Annotated in this window: 14 protein-coding genes and 2 pseudogenes; 5 read left to right on the top strand and 11 right to left on the bottom strand. The window is 61.5% G+C overall.

Annotated features, from left to right (window positions below):
- Window positions 1-267: 267 nt before the first annotated feature.
- On the bottom strand, window positions 268-612 hold the full coding sequence (locus RW095_RS20565) for a DoxX family protein (RefSeq protein WP_317017996.1): 345 nt from the start codon (window positions 610-612) through the stop codon (window positions 268-270).
- A 2-nt stretch (window positions 613-614) separates the two neighbouring features.
- Window positions 615-1,538, bottom strand: coding sequence for an NAD-dependent epimerase/dehydratase family protein (locus tag RW095_RS20560; RefSeq protein WP_317017995.1), 924 nt, complete (start codon window positions 1,536-1,538; stop codon window positions 615-617).
- A 132-nt stretch (window positions 1,539-1,670) separates the two neighbouring features.
- Here RW095_RS20560 and RW095_RS20555 point away from each other — a divergent pair, with 132 nt between their 5' ends.
- Together RW095_RS20555 and RW095_RS20550 are read left to right on the top strand one after the other, a co-directional pair.
- Window positions 1,671-2,276 (top strand): TetR/AcrR family transcriptional regulator, encoded by a 606-nt coding sequence (locus tag RW095_RS20555; protein ID WP_317017993.1) that lies wholly within the window; start codon window positions 1,671-1,673, stop codon window positions 2,274-2,276.
- Window positions 2,277-2,473: 197 nt separating this feature from the next.
- Window positions 2,474-3,325, top strand: a complete 852-nt coding sequence (locus RW095_RS20550) for a BKACE family enzyme (RefSeq protein WP_317017992.1) — start codon at window positions 2,474-2,476, stop codon at window positions 3,323-3,325.
- A 25-nt stretch (window positions 3,326-3,350) separates the two neighbouring features.
- On the opposite strand, the pseudogene RW095_RS20545 reads toward RW095_RS20550, so the two are convergent.
- Window positions 3,351-3,452: pseudogene (locus RW095_RS20545) on the bottom strand (porin); the annotation flags it as partial.
- 30 nt (window positions 3,453-3,482) lie between these two features.
- Here RW095_RS20545 and RW095_RS20540 point away from each other — a divergent pair.
- The 3 genes from RW095_RS20540 (at window position 3,483) to RW095_RS20530 (ending at window position 7,576) form a co-directional block, all read left to right on the top strand.
- The gene (locus RW095_RS20540; RefSeq protein WP_317019909.1) at window positions 3,483-3,899 is read left to right on the top strand and encodes a LysR substrate-binding domain-containing protein; all 417 of its coding nucleotides are present in this window, start codon (window positions 3,483-3,485) and stop codon (window positions 3,897-3,899) included.
- Window positions 3,900-5,035: 1,136 nt separating this feature from the next.
- On the top strand, window positions 5,036-5,983 hold the full coding sequence (locus RW095_RS20535) for a Vgb family protein (protein ID WP_317019908.1): 948 nt from the start codon (window positions 5,036-5,038) through the stop codon (window positions 5,981-5,983).
- Between the two features lie 726 nt (window positions 5,984-6,709).
- Complete coding sequence (locus tag RW095_RS20530; RefSeq protein ID WP_317019907.1) at window positions 6,710-7,576, top strand: glutamate/aspartate ABC transporter substrate-binding protein; 867 nt, start codon at window positions 6,710-6,712, stop codon at window positions 7,574-7,576.
- A gap of 18 nt (window positions 7,577-7,594) precedes the next feature.
- Here RW095_RS20530 and RW095_RS20525 read toward each other — a convergent pair whose 3' ends face one another.
- The 8 genes and pseudogenes from RW095_RS20525 to RW095_RS20490 all read right to left on the bottom strand — a co-directional run bounded on the left by RW095_RS20525 (window position 7,595) and on the right by RW095_RS20490 (window position 14,508).
- Window positions 7,595-8,149, bottom strand: a complete 555-nt coding sequence (locus RW095_RS20525; RefSeq protein ID WP_317017990.1) for a carboxymuconolactone decarboxylase family protein — start codon at window positions 8,147-8,149, stop codon at window positions 7,595-7,597.
- Window positions 8,150-8,200: 51 nt separating this feature from the next.
- Window positions 8,201-9,559 (bottom strand): aspartate aminotransferase family protein, encoded by a 1,359-nt coding sequence (locus RW095_RS20520; protein ID WP_317017989.1) that lies wholly within the window; start codon window positions 9,557-9,559, stop codon window positions 8,201-8,203.
- A gap of 40 nt (window positions 9,560-9,599) precedes the next feature.
- Window positions 9,600-9,872: a hypothetical protein gene (locus RW095_RS20515; RefSeq protein ID WP_394365108.1), complete on the bottom strand. Its 273-nt coding sequence runs from the start codon at window positions 9,870-9,872 to the stop codon at window positions 9,600-9,602.
- A 205-nt stretch (window positions 9,873-10,077) separates the two neighbouring features.
- Window positions 10,078-10,692: pseudogene (locus tag RW095_RS20510) on the bottom strand (MurR/RpiR family transcriptional regulator); the annotation flags it as partial.
- A gap of 52 nt (window positions 10,693-10,744) precedes the next feature.
- Window positions 10,745-11,734, bottom strand: coding sequence for a dihydroxyacetone kinase subunit DhaK (gene dhaK, locus RW095_RS20505; RefSeq protein WP_317017987.1), 990 nt, complete (start codon window positions 11,732-11,734; stop codon window positions 10,745-10,747).
- 2 nt (window positions 11,735-11,736) lie between these two features.
- Complete coding sequence (dhaL, locus tag RW095_RS20500) at window positions 11,737-12,378, bottom strand: dihydroxyacetone kinase subunit DhaL (RefSeq protein WP_128597142.1); 642 nt, start codon at window positions 12,376-12,378, stop codon at window positions 11,737-11,739.
- Window positions 12,375-13,412 carry an ABC transporter ATP-binding protein gene (locus RW095_RS20495; RefSeq protein WP_317017985.1) on the bottom strand — a complete coding sequence of 346 codons (1,038 nt, stop codon included), beginning with the start codon at window positions 13,410-13,412 and terminating at the stop codon, window positions 12,375-12,377. The genes dhaL and RW095_RS20495 overlap by 4 nt, the downstream gene beginning before the upstream one ends.
- The gene (locus RW095_RS20490; RefSeq protein ID WP_317017984.1) at window positions 13,405-14,508 is read right to left on the bottom strand and encodes an ABC transporter ATP-binding protein; all 1,104 of its coding nucleotides are present in this window, start codon (window positions 14,506-14,508) and stop codon (window positions 13,405-13,407) included. The genes RW095_RS20495 and RW095_RS20490 overlap by 8 nt, the downstream gene beginning before the upstream one ends.

Here is a 14,508-nt window from a genome sequence, read left to right as displayed (position 1 = left end):
TGAGTGTTGTCGATCCCATGCGCTCGCCCGAAACCGACCCATCAGGGACAGTCGCCCCGCAAAGCGGCCGTCCGGATAGGCTCCACCGGGCGCTTCGCCAACGAAATGCCTGCCGCATTCCCTGCCCGACGATGAGGCCTCCACATGCACGGTCGATCCAGGCCTTCGCGCGACGATATCTGTGTATGCAATTCCAGTACCCGCAGCACGGATTGCCGCCGCGGCCTATTAGCGTCCCGGGCTCACTCGCCTGGTGGCGACCAAGCCTCAACCACGGAGCGCCACAGTAACCACAACGAGAGCCGAGAAGATCAGCGCCGGGGCGAGATGCCCGAACGGCTCGCGCTTGCGTATCAACGTGAAGAGCGCGCCGATCATGATGGCACCGGCCAGCGTCAGGCCTGAGCCCCGGGTTTGTTGCCCAGCAAGAAGTGCCGCACTCAACAGTTCGAGAGCGCCACAGAGCAAACGAAACCACGCCGGGTAACCCCAGCGTGCGAAGTCGCGCTTCACCGCGCCGCGTCCCGCGAGGTTGACCACCCCGGCAACCGTGAACAGAACCGCCACGATCGTCGCGAGTACCGGTTCGAAAGATGCAATGTTCAAGGCCATCGTCATGCTCTGTCGCTTTGCTGAAAGTGCTTCTGCACAGAGAGGTCCGCAATCAGGCCAGGGCCCCGGGGTTCCCAAGCAAGAACTCGCCGGGCATGCTGGCCGCTTACCGTCTGGTCGAGCGCCAGTGCGTCAGCAAATGGCCCAAGCGATTGGCGAGCATCGTCGAGCGGCCAGAGTTCGACGCGATCGGCACCAACCGAGGCCCGAATCGCTTCGCCCATTTCGGCGACGGCAACGGCATCTTCCGCGACCACGTTGAGGATCTTTCCCGTGACTTGATCGTCCCCGCTCGCCAGCCGCTCCACCGCGCTCAGATACGCAACGGCGAGATCATCGACATGCACGGCAGGCCAGTGGTTGCGACCATCGCCGACGACTCTCACATTGCCGGTCTGACGGGCCATGCCAGCAAGCATGCCGAAGACGCCGCCGCCGTAGCCGTGCACCATCGCCGGCCTGAGGATCACTGCGGCAATCGAGCGGCGTGCTGCGAGCGCCAACACGTGCTGTTCCACTGCGGGCCGCCACACGACGAGGGGTGTCGGGTTCAACGCCGATGTTTCAGTTGCGGGCTCGTCATTCGTATTGCCGTAGACCCAGGTGCCCGATGTATAGACAAACGCCGCGCCCGGACGCAAATGCGAGAGCATCGCCTCAACTGCGGCCTCGTCAGCAGCGGCGGCGGAGGCATCGTTGGTCGACGCGGCGTGCACCACGCCATCAGCGGCACCGGCAGTCGCAGCGAAAGACCGCGGCTCACGCAGGTCGCCGCCATGCAGTTTCACGCCGAGGCGCGCAAGCGCGCTGGCGCCCGCGGACCTGTCGTCGCGCACCAGCGCCCTCACCTGATGGCCGAGGCTGATTGCCTTGCGTGCGATTGCTTGCCCGATGTAGCCCGTGCCACCTGTCATGAACAGTTCCATAGCGTTTCCCTCGATGAATGTCTGCGAAGTCGATAAAGTCACACATACGAGACTGGTCAGTCTCGTTCGCGCAAATCTAAACGAGACTGGCCAGTCTTGTCAACCGCCCGGCGATCTGTTATTTATCGGGGGATGAACACGCCCTCTCTCCCCGATCTGAGCCCGCTGCAACGCCGTAAGCGGTCTGCCATCCTCGACGGCGCGAGAACCGTGTTTTTACGCCAGGGTTTCGGGCTCGCAACGATGGACGACGTCGCCGCGGCTGCGGGCGTCGGCAAACAGACGGTCTATCGCCACTTCAAGTCGAAAGAGGCGCTCTTCGTTGGTCTGGTGAGTTCGATGTGCGCTCAGGTGGGTGGAATTCTTGTCAGCGCTCAGAACGAGCAATCCGATGGCTCGCCCGACGTCGAGTTGCGCGCCTTGGGACGGGTGTTGGCACGAATCCTTATCGAGCCGGACTATCTGCGGCTTTACCGGGCCATTGTTGCTGAGGCCGAGCGTCTTCCGGAACTCGGCCAGGTGTTTTACGACAACGGCGCAAAGGTCGTGCGCGCCTTCGCGGCAAAAATTCTGCGAAAGAGATTTGATGAATCGACTGCTGCATTGCGGGCAGCGACTTTCGTTCAACTGGTGCTAGGCGACGCGTATCTGGAACTGTCGATTGGATACACGGTGCCCGATGTCGAAGCGCGCTTTGCGCTGCAGATTGACGAGGCGGTGACGGCTGCACTTCGCTAGGAGCGCTGGTATGCGCGCGCGCCCTCGGCGCATGCACGAATCGATGCACGACCTGGTGTTCATTTGTGCGCGTCAACTTCAGTCGCGCGTATTTGAACTAGACTTGGAAAACATGATTCGTGCAGGTATTTCGCCGGGCACACGGTCATGGGCGCTCGCCATATGGGCGAGGCGAAATCTGGAACGGAGTGTTAGCCATGAGTGCACCGTGCATTATCTCCGTTGCGATTACTGGCTCAGTTCCGCGCAAGAAGGACAATCCGGCTGTGCCGATCACGATCGCCGAGCAGGTTGAAAGCACCCAGGAAGCGTACGAAGCCGGGGCATCGCTCGTTCATCTGCACGTGCGTGACGAACAGGAGAACTCCAGTTCCGACCGGTCGAGTTTCGCCGCTCTTCAGGAAGGCATCCGGAAGCACTGTCCTGACATCATCGTTCAGTTTTCGACAGGCGGTCGCGGCCGTTCGTTCGAGCAACGCGGCGCGATGCTTGATCTGCGCCCTGATATGGCCTCGCTCGCAACGGGTTCTGTCAATTTCCCGACCACCGTCTATGAAAATCCGCCGGACTTTGTGCGTGCGCTTGCGCAAATGATGCTCGACTACGATGTCAAACCGGAAATCGAGATCTTTGATCTGGCGATGCTGTACAGCACAGTGGATCTCGTCCAGCAAGGACTTCTGAAACCTCCGGTGCACGTTCAGTTCGTGATGGGTGTAAAAAATGCGCTGCCTGCGCGTCGCGAAATTCTCGAGTTCGAGGTCCGACAATTGAAGGCGCTATTGCCGGATGCAACCTGGACCGCCGCTGGTATTGGACGGCATCAGTTGGAAGTCAATCATTGGACTCTCGAAATGGGTGGACACTGCCGCACGGGTCTCGAAGACAATGTGCGCTGGGACAAGGACACGCTGGCGAAGAGCAATGCGCAACTGGTGGCACGGGTGGCTTCATTGTGTGGCGAATATGGCCGGCCGGTGGCAAGCGCTGCCAAAGCGCGTGAAATGCTAGGTCTTCCGCTACCAAAGCCTAAGAAACTGCACCCTTGATAACTGGAGCTATCGGGGTGGCTTCCTAGAACGTGTGCCGAATGCCGACGGCAAATGTGTTGCCGATGGGATGGTCGCTCAGCTTGTCCATCGAGTAAATCGCGTAAATGTCCGTCTCTTTCGAAATAGTCCGACGCCCAAAAACGGTGACGAGTATCTGGTTGAGGCGGCGACTTACCTGGTCGGCGCAGAGGGCGATCCTTTGTTAAAGCAGTCCACGATTGCTTTTTCAAAGCTCGATGGGATTCCACTGGTCTCTTTCTGCCGCCCCAACAGCTGGCGCGATCGACTCGAGCAAATTGCCGGTGAACATCGGATCTCCCTCAACTTCGCGGCAGAAGCGGACTCTTTGAGTCTGCAGGCGCATATCGTGGCCGATGGCGGAATCTATGCGTTGCTCGGACCTTACGCCATCGCCAATCTTAAGAAGGAATGCCGGCTGCAGGCATCGATGGTGGTCGACCCTCCAGTGCCTCGCTTCATTGCGCTTGCCATGTCTCCACACGGCGAACTGACGCTCGCTTGCCGCACGGTCATGCAGCTCACCAAGGAGATAGCGCGTTCGCGAAGGTAGTGCCGATCAAGCGCGGATCAGACGCTTGCCCACGGGGAGAAAGTCGCTTCATGAACCGACCACTTTCTCAAAGCGCGACTCGTCTACGATAACAGCGGCGTGCCCGGACGGCTCCATGTCATGGGCGCGCAAGTGATTACTTGCATGTTCCGTGGGGCCTACCCATGTCGAATCGGTTACTTGCCTGCACCGGTGGACGGAACGCAGGTTAGCACGAGAATTCCGCCGTCATCATTCGCGGCAGATCTGACCGCTGCTTGATGAAACTCTCCCGACCCGCAAGACCATTCGGCAACGAAATCGGCTTTGCAAGCATTTCGACTACGAAAGCCCGCCGGCAACGAAACCGGATAGCGGCAGGTATCGACGGCGTTACAGTGTCGGGCCAACGCACGAGTCGAATTGCCATGATGAGCGCCACAATTCGCGCCATAGGTGCCAGATTCAATTCGTATAGGGTCAGCCAACGTGTTCATGCTCGCTCCGAAAAGACCAGCAAGCGAAAGAAGTGTGCAGATTGCTCGGATCATGATTGCCTCCAGGAGTCACAGTTGCTCCGCGAAGACGGGCCGCTAGCTGAGCGCTCGCCGGCGACGACCTGCGTCCCGCAGGAAGCACGTCGCCGAGCGCGCCATTCAAGTCTAGGTTGAAAATGGATTCCACACACTGGCGGCCGCATCGCTGTTCGGCCGATGAGAATCTTCTGTTAAGGCTTTTTGGATAACTGCCCGCGCGCGCTGTCCATCGCTCACCATCTCGCGGTCAAAGGCAAATATGAAATGAGCAATATGACGATGACGCATTGGCCGCCTCGGACCGGTCATTCGCGACCACCGACGTAGAAAGACCAGAACGCGGCGTTTGGGCGCCTGACAAAAACCCATAGCTGGACTTGCGTCATTGCGGCCACCGAGCCACGTGGCAATCGCAGCCGAATGCCTGCCACACGCCTTGTCTGCGCCCCGCGCGAGGATTCTTCCGGTTAGTGCCACAATAAGCTGGCACCAGCGTGCAGGCCAATTCTGGTTACGGAGGCGGACGTGATTCACATCGCAAACGCAGCGGCTTCGGCGACGCTGAAGGAAATCCGCGAGTCCCGGTTCTTCCGGAATTTTGCGTCGGTTCTTGTTGGCGCGATGTTAGCAATAGGTTCAGTGCAGGCTCAGTCCATTTCGTTCGACTCGTTTGCCCTCCCCTCCGGCAGCGCACCGCACGATGTCGCGCCAGAGCCTGGCGGCGCCGTCTGGTACACCGCGCAGGCGCAAGGCGCAGTCGGAAGGCTGGACCCGCGCAGCGGCAAGACTGAGCGGGTCCCGCTCGGCAACGGATCGGCGCCGCACGGCGTGATCGTCGGTCCGGATGGAGCAGCATGGATTACCGATGGCGGGCTGAACGCGATCGTACGCGTCGATTCGAAGACACTCGCTGTCACGCGCTTCCCGTTGCCCAAAGACCGACAGAACGCCAACCTGAACACGGCCGTTTTCGACAAACGCGGGCACCTGTGGTTTACCGGACAAGGCGGCATCTATGGTGAGCTCGACCCAGGAAGCGGCAGCATGCGCGTGTTCAATGCGCCGCGCGGGCCGGGTGCCTATGGAATCTGCGTCACCCCCGACGGCAGCCTGTACTTCGCTTCACTGGCTGGCAGCTACCTCGGCCGCATCGATCCGGTGAGCGGTGCGGCGCAAGTCATCGAGCCGCCGACACCGGAACAGGGAGCGCGCCGGGTGTGGTCCGATTCAAAAGGACGCGTCTGGATCAGCGAGTGGAACGCAGGAAAGGTGGGCGTGTTCGACCCGGCGGCGCATCGGTGGCGCGAATGGAAACTGCCGGGCTCCGATCCGCATGTATATGCGATATTCGTCGACGACAAAGACATCGTCTGGCTCAGCGAATGGAGCGCTAACGCGCTAGTGCGCTTCGACCCACAAACGGAACGATTCGAGACCTTTGCGCTGCCGCGCCCACACGCGAACGTACGCCAGATGATGGGCCGGCCGGGGGAAGTCTGGCTGTCCGAGTCCGGTACGGATCACTTGCTGCGCTACCGGTCCGGCGCAGCGGTTGTCGGCAACAAGTGACGCCCCAGCGACCGTTACAGTCTCCAGGCAACTCCATGACAAAGGATTCCGATCGCGATCCCGATTCCGATCCCGACAAACTGAAGGGCCCTGGTGGCATGACGCTGCGGCAGATCCACGAACAGGTGCGGAAATCCGTCAAGCGGGACCGTGAGGCCCGGGCCACGCACAACTTGCCCGCGCCTAAAACTCGATGGCAGCGGTGGATACGATACGTATGGGGCCGCAGCGGCAGACGCTAGCTGCTGATGTGAGAAGCGCCCAGAGAGCTTGTCCGCGCGTGAGTGCCAGTGATGGGCGGCGCGCGACCCCATGCGGCCGTTTATAAGCGCAAAACTTAGGTGGCCGCCAAGGGATGCTTCCCGGTCGCAACGTCGTTGCGAAGCTCAAGCGCTTATTGCAGCACGCAGTCTGCACCCACGGAAGCACTGGTCACGCTTTCAAGGTCGCCTCATGCCCTCGTGCTGCCGAGCGGGCGCATGCTGTACGTACGACAGTCCACGGCCTTTCAACTGCGCAACACCTGTCCACCTCCTTACCATCTAGAGCAGCGCCACCTGCGTTCGGTTGAGAGAACTATCGATAGGACAGTCGGTGAGATCGTGATCTGATTGAGGGAAAATACATATGTAGCTAAATTTTTTTATATGGCAACATATGTATCACTCACATCGACCGGAACAATCATGAAAGAAAAGCCGCTGTTCAGATCAGCTTGCGCGCTCGCTGCGCTTTCGCTCGTCGCGGGGGGCGAGCTACGGCCAGGGAAGCCAGCCGACGCTTGCCAAGATTCAAAGCACTAATCTGATCGCGATCGGCCATCGAGAAACATCCGTGCCGTTTTCGTATGTCGATACCAATAACAATGTCGTCGGTTTTTCGCAGGACTTGTGCAACAAGGTGATCGACGCGGTAAAAGCGAAGACGCAGCATTCTGATTTGCGCGTTCGCTTCATTCCGGTGACGTCGCAGAACCGCATCTCACTCGTGCAGAACGGCACGGTCGATCTCGAATGTGGCGTGACGACGAATCTCATGGCGCGGCAGAATCAGGTCGCGTTTTCGGACACGTTCTTCGTCGCGACGACGCGTCTGCTTACGAAGAAGGATTCCGGCATCAAGGACTTTCCCGATCTCGCGGGCAAGACCGTCGTGACCAATCAGGGCACGACGTCCGAGCGCATTCTTCGCAAGATGAACGAAGAAAAGAAGATGAACATGAGCATCATCAGCGCGAAGGACTACGGCGAAGGACGCGTGACGCTCGAAACCGGCCGTGCGGCGGCCTACATGATGGACGACGTGTTGCTCGCAGGCGCGCGCGCTCTGACGGCGAAGCCGGCGGACTGGGTGCTGGTCGGCACGCCGCAGTCGTCGGAGGCGTACGGCTTTATGATGCGCCGCGACGACCCGGAGTTCAAAAAGCTCGTCGACGAAACGATGAGCCAGGTCATGAAGAGCCCGGAGATCAGGACAATGTACGACAAGTGGTTCGCGAAGCCCGTGCCGCCGAAGAATATCAATTTCGAGTTTCCGATGAGCGAAACGGTGCAGAAGCTCTACGCCGCCCCGAACGACAAGGCGTTCGAATAACAGGTCGGCGAAATCGCTTCATTCCGCGAAGGGCAGATCCGTCTGCCCTTCGGCGCGCATTTCGAACGTGTTAAGCGTCATCGCGACGAGCGCGTAATAGCCCAGCAATCCCACGAGATTCACGACGACCGTATGACCAAAACGCGCGACGGCGGCGTCATACGTCGCATTGCTTACGCGTTTCATGTCGTAAAGCTCGGTAGCGAAATCGAAAACGACCTTGTCGTCGGCATCGGCGAATATCGGCGTTTGTCCTGTGCGCAGCGCTTCCGCCAGATCGGCGGGCAGGCCGGCGTCAAGCGCGATCGGATGATGAATGTGCCATTCCGCCTGCGAGCGCCAGCGCGCCGCGGTGACGAGAATCGCGAGCTCGGAAAGGCGCAAAGGCAGGCCCGTGTTGTAGCGGCAGAACGCGCCGAGCTTCTGCGCGTTTTGCGCGAGTTCGGGGCTGAAGATCCAGCCGAGGAACGGTCCGTTGAGATTGCCGCGCGGGCCGCTCAGGATGTCCTGCAAGACGGCCTTCTGTTCGTCGGACGCGGTAGCGATCTGGAAGTCGGGAAGTCGTTTGTTCATGATTCGATTGATGTCCGTGAGTTATTCGTGAGGCCTCGTCCACCCACGCTTTTAGCGCAGCGGCGCGCATGCCGCCTTCACGCCGATGACGCCGAGCGCGCCGTCGATTGCATCGGCAAGGCGCTCGACGATCGTCTCGATCTGCTCGCTCGACGTAATGAAGGGCGGCGCGATAAGCACGTGATCGCCGATGCGGCCATCGACGGTGCCGCCCATCGGATACACCATGAGGCCGCGCTTCATCGCCTCGCTCTTGATAACCGCGTGCAGCTTGTGCTTCGGATCTAACGGCGCCTTGCTCGCGCGATCCCGCACGAGTTCAACGCCGGTGAAGAGGCCGCGACCGCGCACGTCGCCGATGAACGGATGATTCGCATGCCGCTCGCGCAGCAACGCACGCAGTTGCTCGCCGCGCGCCTTCACGTTGTCGAGCAGCTTGTCTTCCGCGATTACCTTCTGCACTTCGAGCGCCGCCGCGCACGCCGTCGCGTGTCCGATATACGTGTGACCGTGCTGAAAGAATCCGGAACCGCCGACGATCGTTTCAAAAATCTCATTGCTGACAAGCGTCGCGCCGATCGGTTGATAGCCCGCGCCCAGACCTTTCGCGATCGCGAGGATGTCGGGCGACACGCCGTCTTCCTCACATGCGAACATGTGACCCGTGCGGCCCATGCCGGACATCACTTCGTCGAGAATCAGCAGCACGCCGTACTTGTCGCAGACCGCCCGGATCTTGCGGAAGTATTCGCGCACCGGCGGCACGGCGCCCGCAGTCGCGCCGACGACGGTCTCCGCGACGAACGCCGCGACCGATTCCGCGCCGAGTTCAAGAATCTTCGCTTCCAGTTCGTCGGCGAGACGTTGCGCAAAGGCTTCGTCGGTTTCGCCCGCTCGCTGCTCGCGATACGCGAAACAGGGCGTGACGTGATGCGCTTCGATGAGAATCGGCAGGAACGGCTCCCGACGCCATGCGTTGCCGCCGATCGCGAGCGCGCCGAGCGTGTTGCCGTGATAGCTCTGCCGGCGCGCGATGAAGTGCCGCCGCTCGGGCTGACCTTTCTCGACGAAGTACTGGCGCGCGAGCTTGAGCGCGGCTTCCATCGCTTCCGAGCCGCCCGACACGAAGTAGACGTGGCCGATATTTTTCGGCGCGGCTTCGATGAGCAGATCGGCGAGTGCTTCGGCGGGCTCGGTCGTGAAGAACGACGTGTGCGCATAGGGCAACTGCTGCACTTGTCGCTGGATGGCTTCGATCACGCGCGGATGGGAGTGCCCGAGACACGAGACAGCCGCGCCGCCGCAAGCGTCGATGTAGCGCTTGCCGGTTGAATCGACGATCTCGATGCCGTCACCGCGCACGGCGACGGGCAGCGTGGCGCGCGGCGCGCGATGAAATACCATGGTCATGGTTCCTGCCTTTCGGTGCGAATTCGGTGCGAATTGGGTATTAAGTAAGTGCGCAACATGTGATCCATAACTCCAAGATTAACACAACATATGTTGTCGCATGCGGCATATCGGAGAACGCGGTCTGGTTTCGCGTCGCGAGCGTCGCGATGGAGACAATGTCCCACGCGGTCAGCGAACCGCCGGGGCACGTGCGCACGCCGATGCGCTTCACGAGATATGCGACGGGCACCTGAAGCAGCAGGTAGCCAATGAAGAAGAGCCCCGCGCCGACGCCGTGCGCCGCTTCGGTGAGGCTCAGATCGCTCATCATCTGAAGCTTGGCGAAGCCGACACATCTCGTGCGTCGTCGCGCTCGTCGTTGCAGGGCTCGGCTGCGCGATCGTGCCACCGCTCGCGGTATCGGCGCACTTCGCGCCGAACACTCGGGCGGTGCCGAGCGGCATCGTGATGCATCGACACGTGTCGATGTGGTCCATCGCTGCCGATCTTTGCGAACTGCTGCGGGCGTCGATCGGCTAGCTTGCCGCGTAGGCGCCCTGCGAGTGCAGCTCCACTTCGGCCTGCCCCAGATTGGTAATCGCGTTCTTGCCTTCGAGCGCGAGCAGATGCGCGACGAGCATCTCGGCGAGCGCCGATGCCGCGACGAGCGATGGAAAGAACGACGGCGATTCGTGCGAGAAGATCAATGTGTGATCGGCGTTCAGCGCGATCGGGGATACGGCGCTATCGGTCAGCGCGATCAGTTTCGCTGCGCGTTCAATCGCCGCTTGCGCGACGCGAACCGCTTCGACGGAATACGGCGCGAAGCTGACGACCACCACGGCGTGCTTTTTCTCGATGCCGCGCAACTGCATTTCGAGCGTGCCGGCTTCCCCGCTGAGGAGATTCACCGATGGGCGAAAGAGGCGATATCCATAAAGCAGGCCGAACGCAACCGGATAACACGACCGAAAACCCGCGACGTGCACATGCGGCGCCTTTTTCAACGTCTTCGCCGTTTCGACGACGCTGTCGGCGTTCTGCGTCAACGCGATCTCGAGGTTGTGTGATTGCGCCTGCGCAAGATCGCGACTGAGACGGGTGTCGGAGCCGCCTTTGACCATCGAGCGGGCGCGCGTGGTTAGTGGCTCCGCCAATGCAGGACGCGCGACCAGTCATCTTCGGTAACTGGGCCGCCCTCTTCTATAAGCCCCACCTCAGCGCCGGCGTATGCACCGCGCTGTCCCAATGCTTTGTCATTTGTTCGTCGAGCATGCAAAGCGTGATCGAAGCGCCAGCCATCTCGAGAGACGTGGTCAGCGCCCCCACCTGCACACGGGCAATTTTCAGATCGCGCTTTTCGAGCCAAGCGCGCGTCGAGTTGAAGAGCAGGTAAAGCTCGCCAAGCGGCGTGCCGCCAAGGCCGTTCACCAGCACCAGCAAGCCCGCCCCCGCAGGCGGCTTCAGATCGTCGACTATCGCGGTGAGCAACTCCGCTGCAATCGTATCGGCCGATGCAAATTTCGCGCGCCGCCTGCCCGGCTCGCCATGTATGCCGACGCCGACTTCGATTTCATCGTCGCCGATCTTGAACGTCAGCGTGCCGGCTGCCGGCACCGTGCAACTGGAGAACGCGACACCCATCGAAGCCGTGCGTTTGTTGATGCGATCGCCAAACGCCTTGCATTCGTCGAGGCTCGCTCCGCTTTCCGCGAGGCTGCCCACCAGCTTCTCGACGATGACCGCGCCCGCGACCCCACGGCGCCCGGTCGTATAGCTGGAGTTCTCCACCGCGACGTCGTCGTTGATCAGGACCATCGCATTGGGCACCTCGGACATCTCCGAGGCCATTTCGAAGTTCATCAGATCGCCCGAATAGTTCTTCACGATGAACAGCACGCCCGAGCCGGTATCGACGGCCTTGGCGGCCGCCATCATCTGGTCGGGTGTCGGCGATGTGAAGATCTGGCCCGGGCACGCGGCGTCGAGCATGCCGTGGCCGACAAATCCCGAATGCAGCGGTTCGTGCCCCGAGCCGCCGCCCGAGATAAGCGCGACCTTGCCGGGCTTCAGGTCCTTGCGCCGCACGAACACCGGTTCGCGATTGAGTACGACCAGGTCGCCATGCGCCGCGGCGAATCCCGCCAGGCTCTCGGCGAGAAAATCGTCCACATGATTGATGAATTTTTTCACCGTCACGCTCCTTGTCCATTGTGTTGCGCGAGCCGCGCGCATACCGAGGCAATCATGATCTGACTGGAGCGCGCGCCCGGATCGATATGCCCGCGCGAGCGCTCGCCGAGAAACGAGGCGCGTCCCTTGGTTGCCAGCATGTCGCGCGTTGCGAGCATGTTTTCCTCGGCGACTCGCGGCAAGGTGTCGAGCACCGCTTGCGCCGCTGCGCTTTCTGCCGCCAGCTGCTCGAAGCGCTGCGCGACCGGTATCAACACGTCCATCATCGTCTTGCTGCCGACGCCGGTCTTGCCTCGTTGTCCAACGGCCTCGACTCCCGCCGCAAAGACGCGGGCGAAGCCAGCCACATCCATTGCATTGTTCGCTGACGCTTTCGCCATCCCGTTGAGCAACGAGAAGAACAATGGACCCGACGATCCGCCCACCGTGGACAGCACTTTGGCAGCCGCGATCTCGAGCGCGGGGCCGAACGCTTGCGCCTCGATCTCCGCGCGCACCGCAAGGAGCGCTTCCATGCCGCGCAGCAGATTGAAAATGTGATCTCCATCGCCGATCTGCTGGTCGAGCGAAGCGATCTCGTCGGTATGCTCCTTCAACGCCGCATACGCGGCGTCGATGCACGTCATGACCGTTTTGCCGTTCATGTCGGGATCCTCCTGCCGTCGGCATGGAAATATAAAAGGCTGCGTGGGGGCAGCGACACGCCGACCCGTTGCCCCGGCGAGAAACTGCGCTCCGTGACTGTCGTCGCGACCACGGCGGTTCCGGCGCGATCGAGAATCAGCAGATGACGCAGCGGCGAATATTCGAGCACCGTCAGATCGAGTGCATCCTGTGCGCCGCTCGCGTGGCCTTCAGACGGGTCGTGCAGCACGATGTCCTCGGGACGGATCGCGACGGTCGCCGTGCCCGCCGGCATGTGAACCGAGTCGAACAGTGCGGGCGGCAGCAGGTTGATCGGCGGGGAGCCGAGCCGTTGCGCGGCGCTGAGCGACACCGGATTGCCGTACACCTCGCGCGGCGTGCCGAGTTGCACGAGACGCCCATGATCGAGAATGCCGATGCGATCCGCGAGCGTGGTCGCTTCGACCTGGTCGTGCGTGACATAGACGATGGTCGCACCGATCGTACGATGCAGGCGCTTCAGTTCGATGCGCAACTCTTCACGCAGCTTCGCATCGAGCGACGACAGCGGCTCGTCCATCAGAAACACCTTGGGCTGCCGCACGAGCGCGCGCCCAATCGCCACACGCTGCATCTCACCGCCGGACAGATGCGTGGCCATGTTGTCGAGTTTCGCTTCCATATGCAGCATTTCGGCGACCGCGTGAACACGCGCACGCACGTCCGCCTCGCTGCTGCGCCGTCTCGGCGAGCGCAGCGGAAACGCCAGGTTGCCGAACACGGTCAGATGCGGATACAGCGAGTATTGCTGGAAGATAAATGCGACGTCGCGGTCGGATGGATGCACGCCGGTCGCGATCGCCCCGTCGATGAGCACGTCGCCCGCGTCGGGCCGTTCGAGCCCGGCGATCAGACGCAGGGTCGTGGTCTTGCCTGCGCCGCTCGGTCCGAGCAGCACGACGAACTCGCCGTCGGCCACGTCGATCGAAATATCGTCCACCGCGGCGATTTCGCCGAACCGCTTCGACACATTGCGCAACTGGATTTCAGCCATGAGCTTCTCCCTGTGCAGGAATCGTGCGAGCGGCGCCCGGCAGCAGCCGGCCGCTCTGCGCGTCGTAAAGCAGCGTGCGGTCCTTGCGAAACGACAAACCGACCGGTGACCCGGCCGGCAGGCCATCGTCTTTGCCGACCCGCACCCGCACTACGCCCAGCGCGGTCTCGACCACCAGCACCTGATGCGAGCCAAGGTATTCATCGGCGATGACCTTGCCGCGCAGCGGGCCGTGCTGATCGACCGTCACATGCTCGGGACGAATGCCCAGCAGCACGCGTTCAGCACCAGCGTGAGAGCGCGGCACCGGCACTGCTGCGCCGTGCAAATGGACTTGTTCGTCGCCGGCGTCCACCCCGCCATCTGCCGCGAGGAAATTCATTGGCGGACTGCCGATGAAATTGCCGACGAACACCGTCGCCGGAAAGTGATAGATCTCCTGCGGCGGACCGGCTTGCAGCAACTCGCCCTTGTTCATCACGACGATGTCGTCGGCCATCGCCATCGCTTCGCTCTGATCGTGCGTGACATAAACGGTCGTGGCGGCAAGTGCATTATGTAGCTTCCGCAACTCGAGACACATCAGCTCGCGGAAATCCGCATCGAGCGTGCCGAGCGGTTCGTCCATCAGGAACGCCTTCGGCTGCCGAACGATCGCGCGGCCCAGCGCCACGCGCTGCCGGTCGCCGCCGGACAGGCCGCCCGTCTTGCGATCGAGAATGTTCTCGATGCGCAGCATGTGGGCGGCGGCGTCCACGCGCGCCGCGATCTCCTTGCGCGACACATGCTCGTTCCTGAGCGGAAAGGCTATGTTGTTGCGCACGGTCATATGCGGATAGAGCGCGAACATCTGGAACACGAATGCGATGTCGCGCTGACGTGCGCGCAATTGCGTCACGTCCTCACCGTCTATCAGGATCTGGCCGGAGGTGGGCAATTCAAGGCCGGCTATCATGCGCAGCGTCGTGGTTTTGCCGCAGCCCGACGGACCGAGCAACACGACGAAGCGGCCCGCGCCAATAGTCAAACTGGTGTCGCGCACCGCGACGAAGTCGTCGAAACGCTTGTGAAGGTTGGCAAGAACGATCGTCGACAT

This window comes from Paraburkholderia kirstenboschensis (assembly GCF_032806925.1).
Classification (GTDB): domain Bacteria; phylum Pseudomonadota; class Gammaproteobacteria; order Burkholderiales; family Burkholderiaceae; genus Paraburkholderia; species Paraburkholderia kirstenboschensis.
Note: the sequence above shows the minus strand (reverse complement) of the source record. Positions and strands in the feature narration are given on the sequence as shown.

What these genes read in the sequence shown, in the direction of transcription:
- RW095_RS20520 (WP_317017989.1), bottom strand. Translation starts at nt 9,559, where the DNA reads ATGACCATGGTATTTCATCGCGCGCCGCGCGCCACGCTGCCCGTCGCC.
- RW095_RS20525 (WP_317017990.1), bottom strand. Translation starts at nt 8,149, where the DNA reads ATGAACAAACGACTTCCCGACTTCCAGATCGCTACCGCGTCCGACGAA.
- dhaL (WP_128597142.1), bottom strand. Translation starts at nt 12,378, where the DNA reads ATGAACGGCAAAACGGTCATGACGTGCATCGACGCCGCGTATGCGGCG.
- RW095_RS20555 (WP_317017993.1), top strand. Translation starts at nt 1,671, where the DNA reads ATGAACACGCCCTCTCTCCCCGATCTGAGCCCGCTGCAACGCCGTAAG.
- RW095_RS20560 (WP_317017995.1), bottom strand. Translation starts at nt 1,538, where the DNA reads ATGGAACTGTTCATGACAGGTGGCACGGGCTACATCGGGCAAGCAATC.
- RW095_RS20550 (WP_317017992.1), top strand. Translation starts at nt 2,474, where the DNA reads ATGAGTGCACCGTGCATTATCTCCGTTGCGATTACTGGCTCAGTTCCG.
- RW095_RS20565 (WP_317017996.1), bottom strand. Translation starts at nt 612, where the DNA reads ATGGCCTTGAACATTGCATCTTTCGAACCGGTACTCGCGACGATCGTG.
- RW095_RS20535 (WP_317019908.1), top strand. Translation starts at nt 5,036, where the DNA reads ATGTTAGCAATAGGTTCAGTGCAGGCTCAGTCCATTTCGTTCGACTCG.
- RW095_RS20490 (WP_317017984.1), bottom strand. Translation starts at nt 14,508, where the DNA reads ATGTCGACGATCGTTCTTGCCAACCTTCACAAGCGTTTCGACGACTTC.
- RW095_RS20515 (WP_394365108.1), bottom strand. Translation starts at nt 9,872, where the DNA reads ATGATGAGCGATCTGAGCCTCACCGAAGCGGCGCACGGCGTCGGCGCG.
- RW095_RS20495 (WP_317017985.1), bottom strand. Translation starts at nt 13,412, where the DNA reads ATGGCTGAAATCCAGTTGCGCAATGTGTCGAAGCGGTTCGGCGAAATC.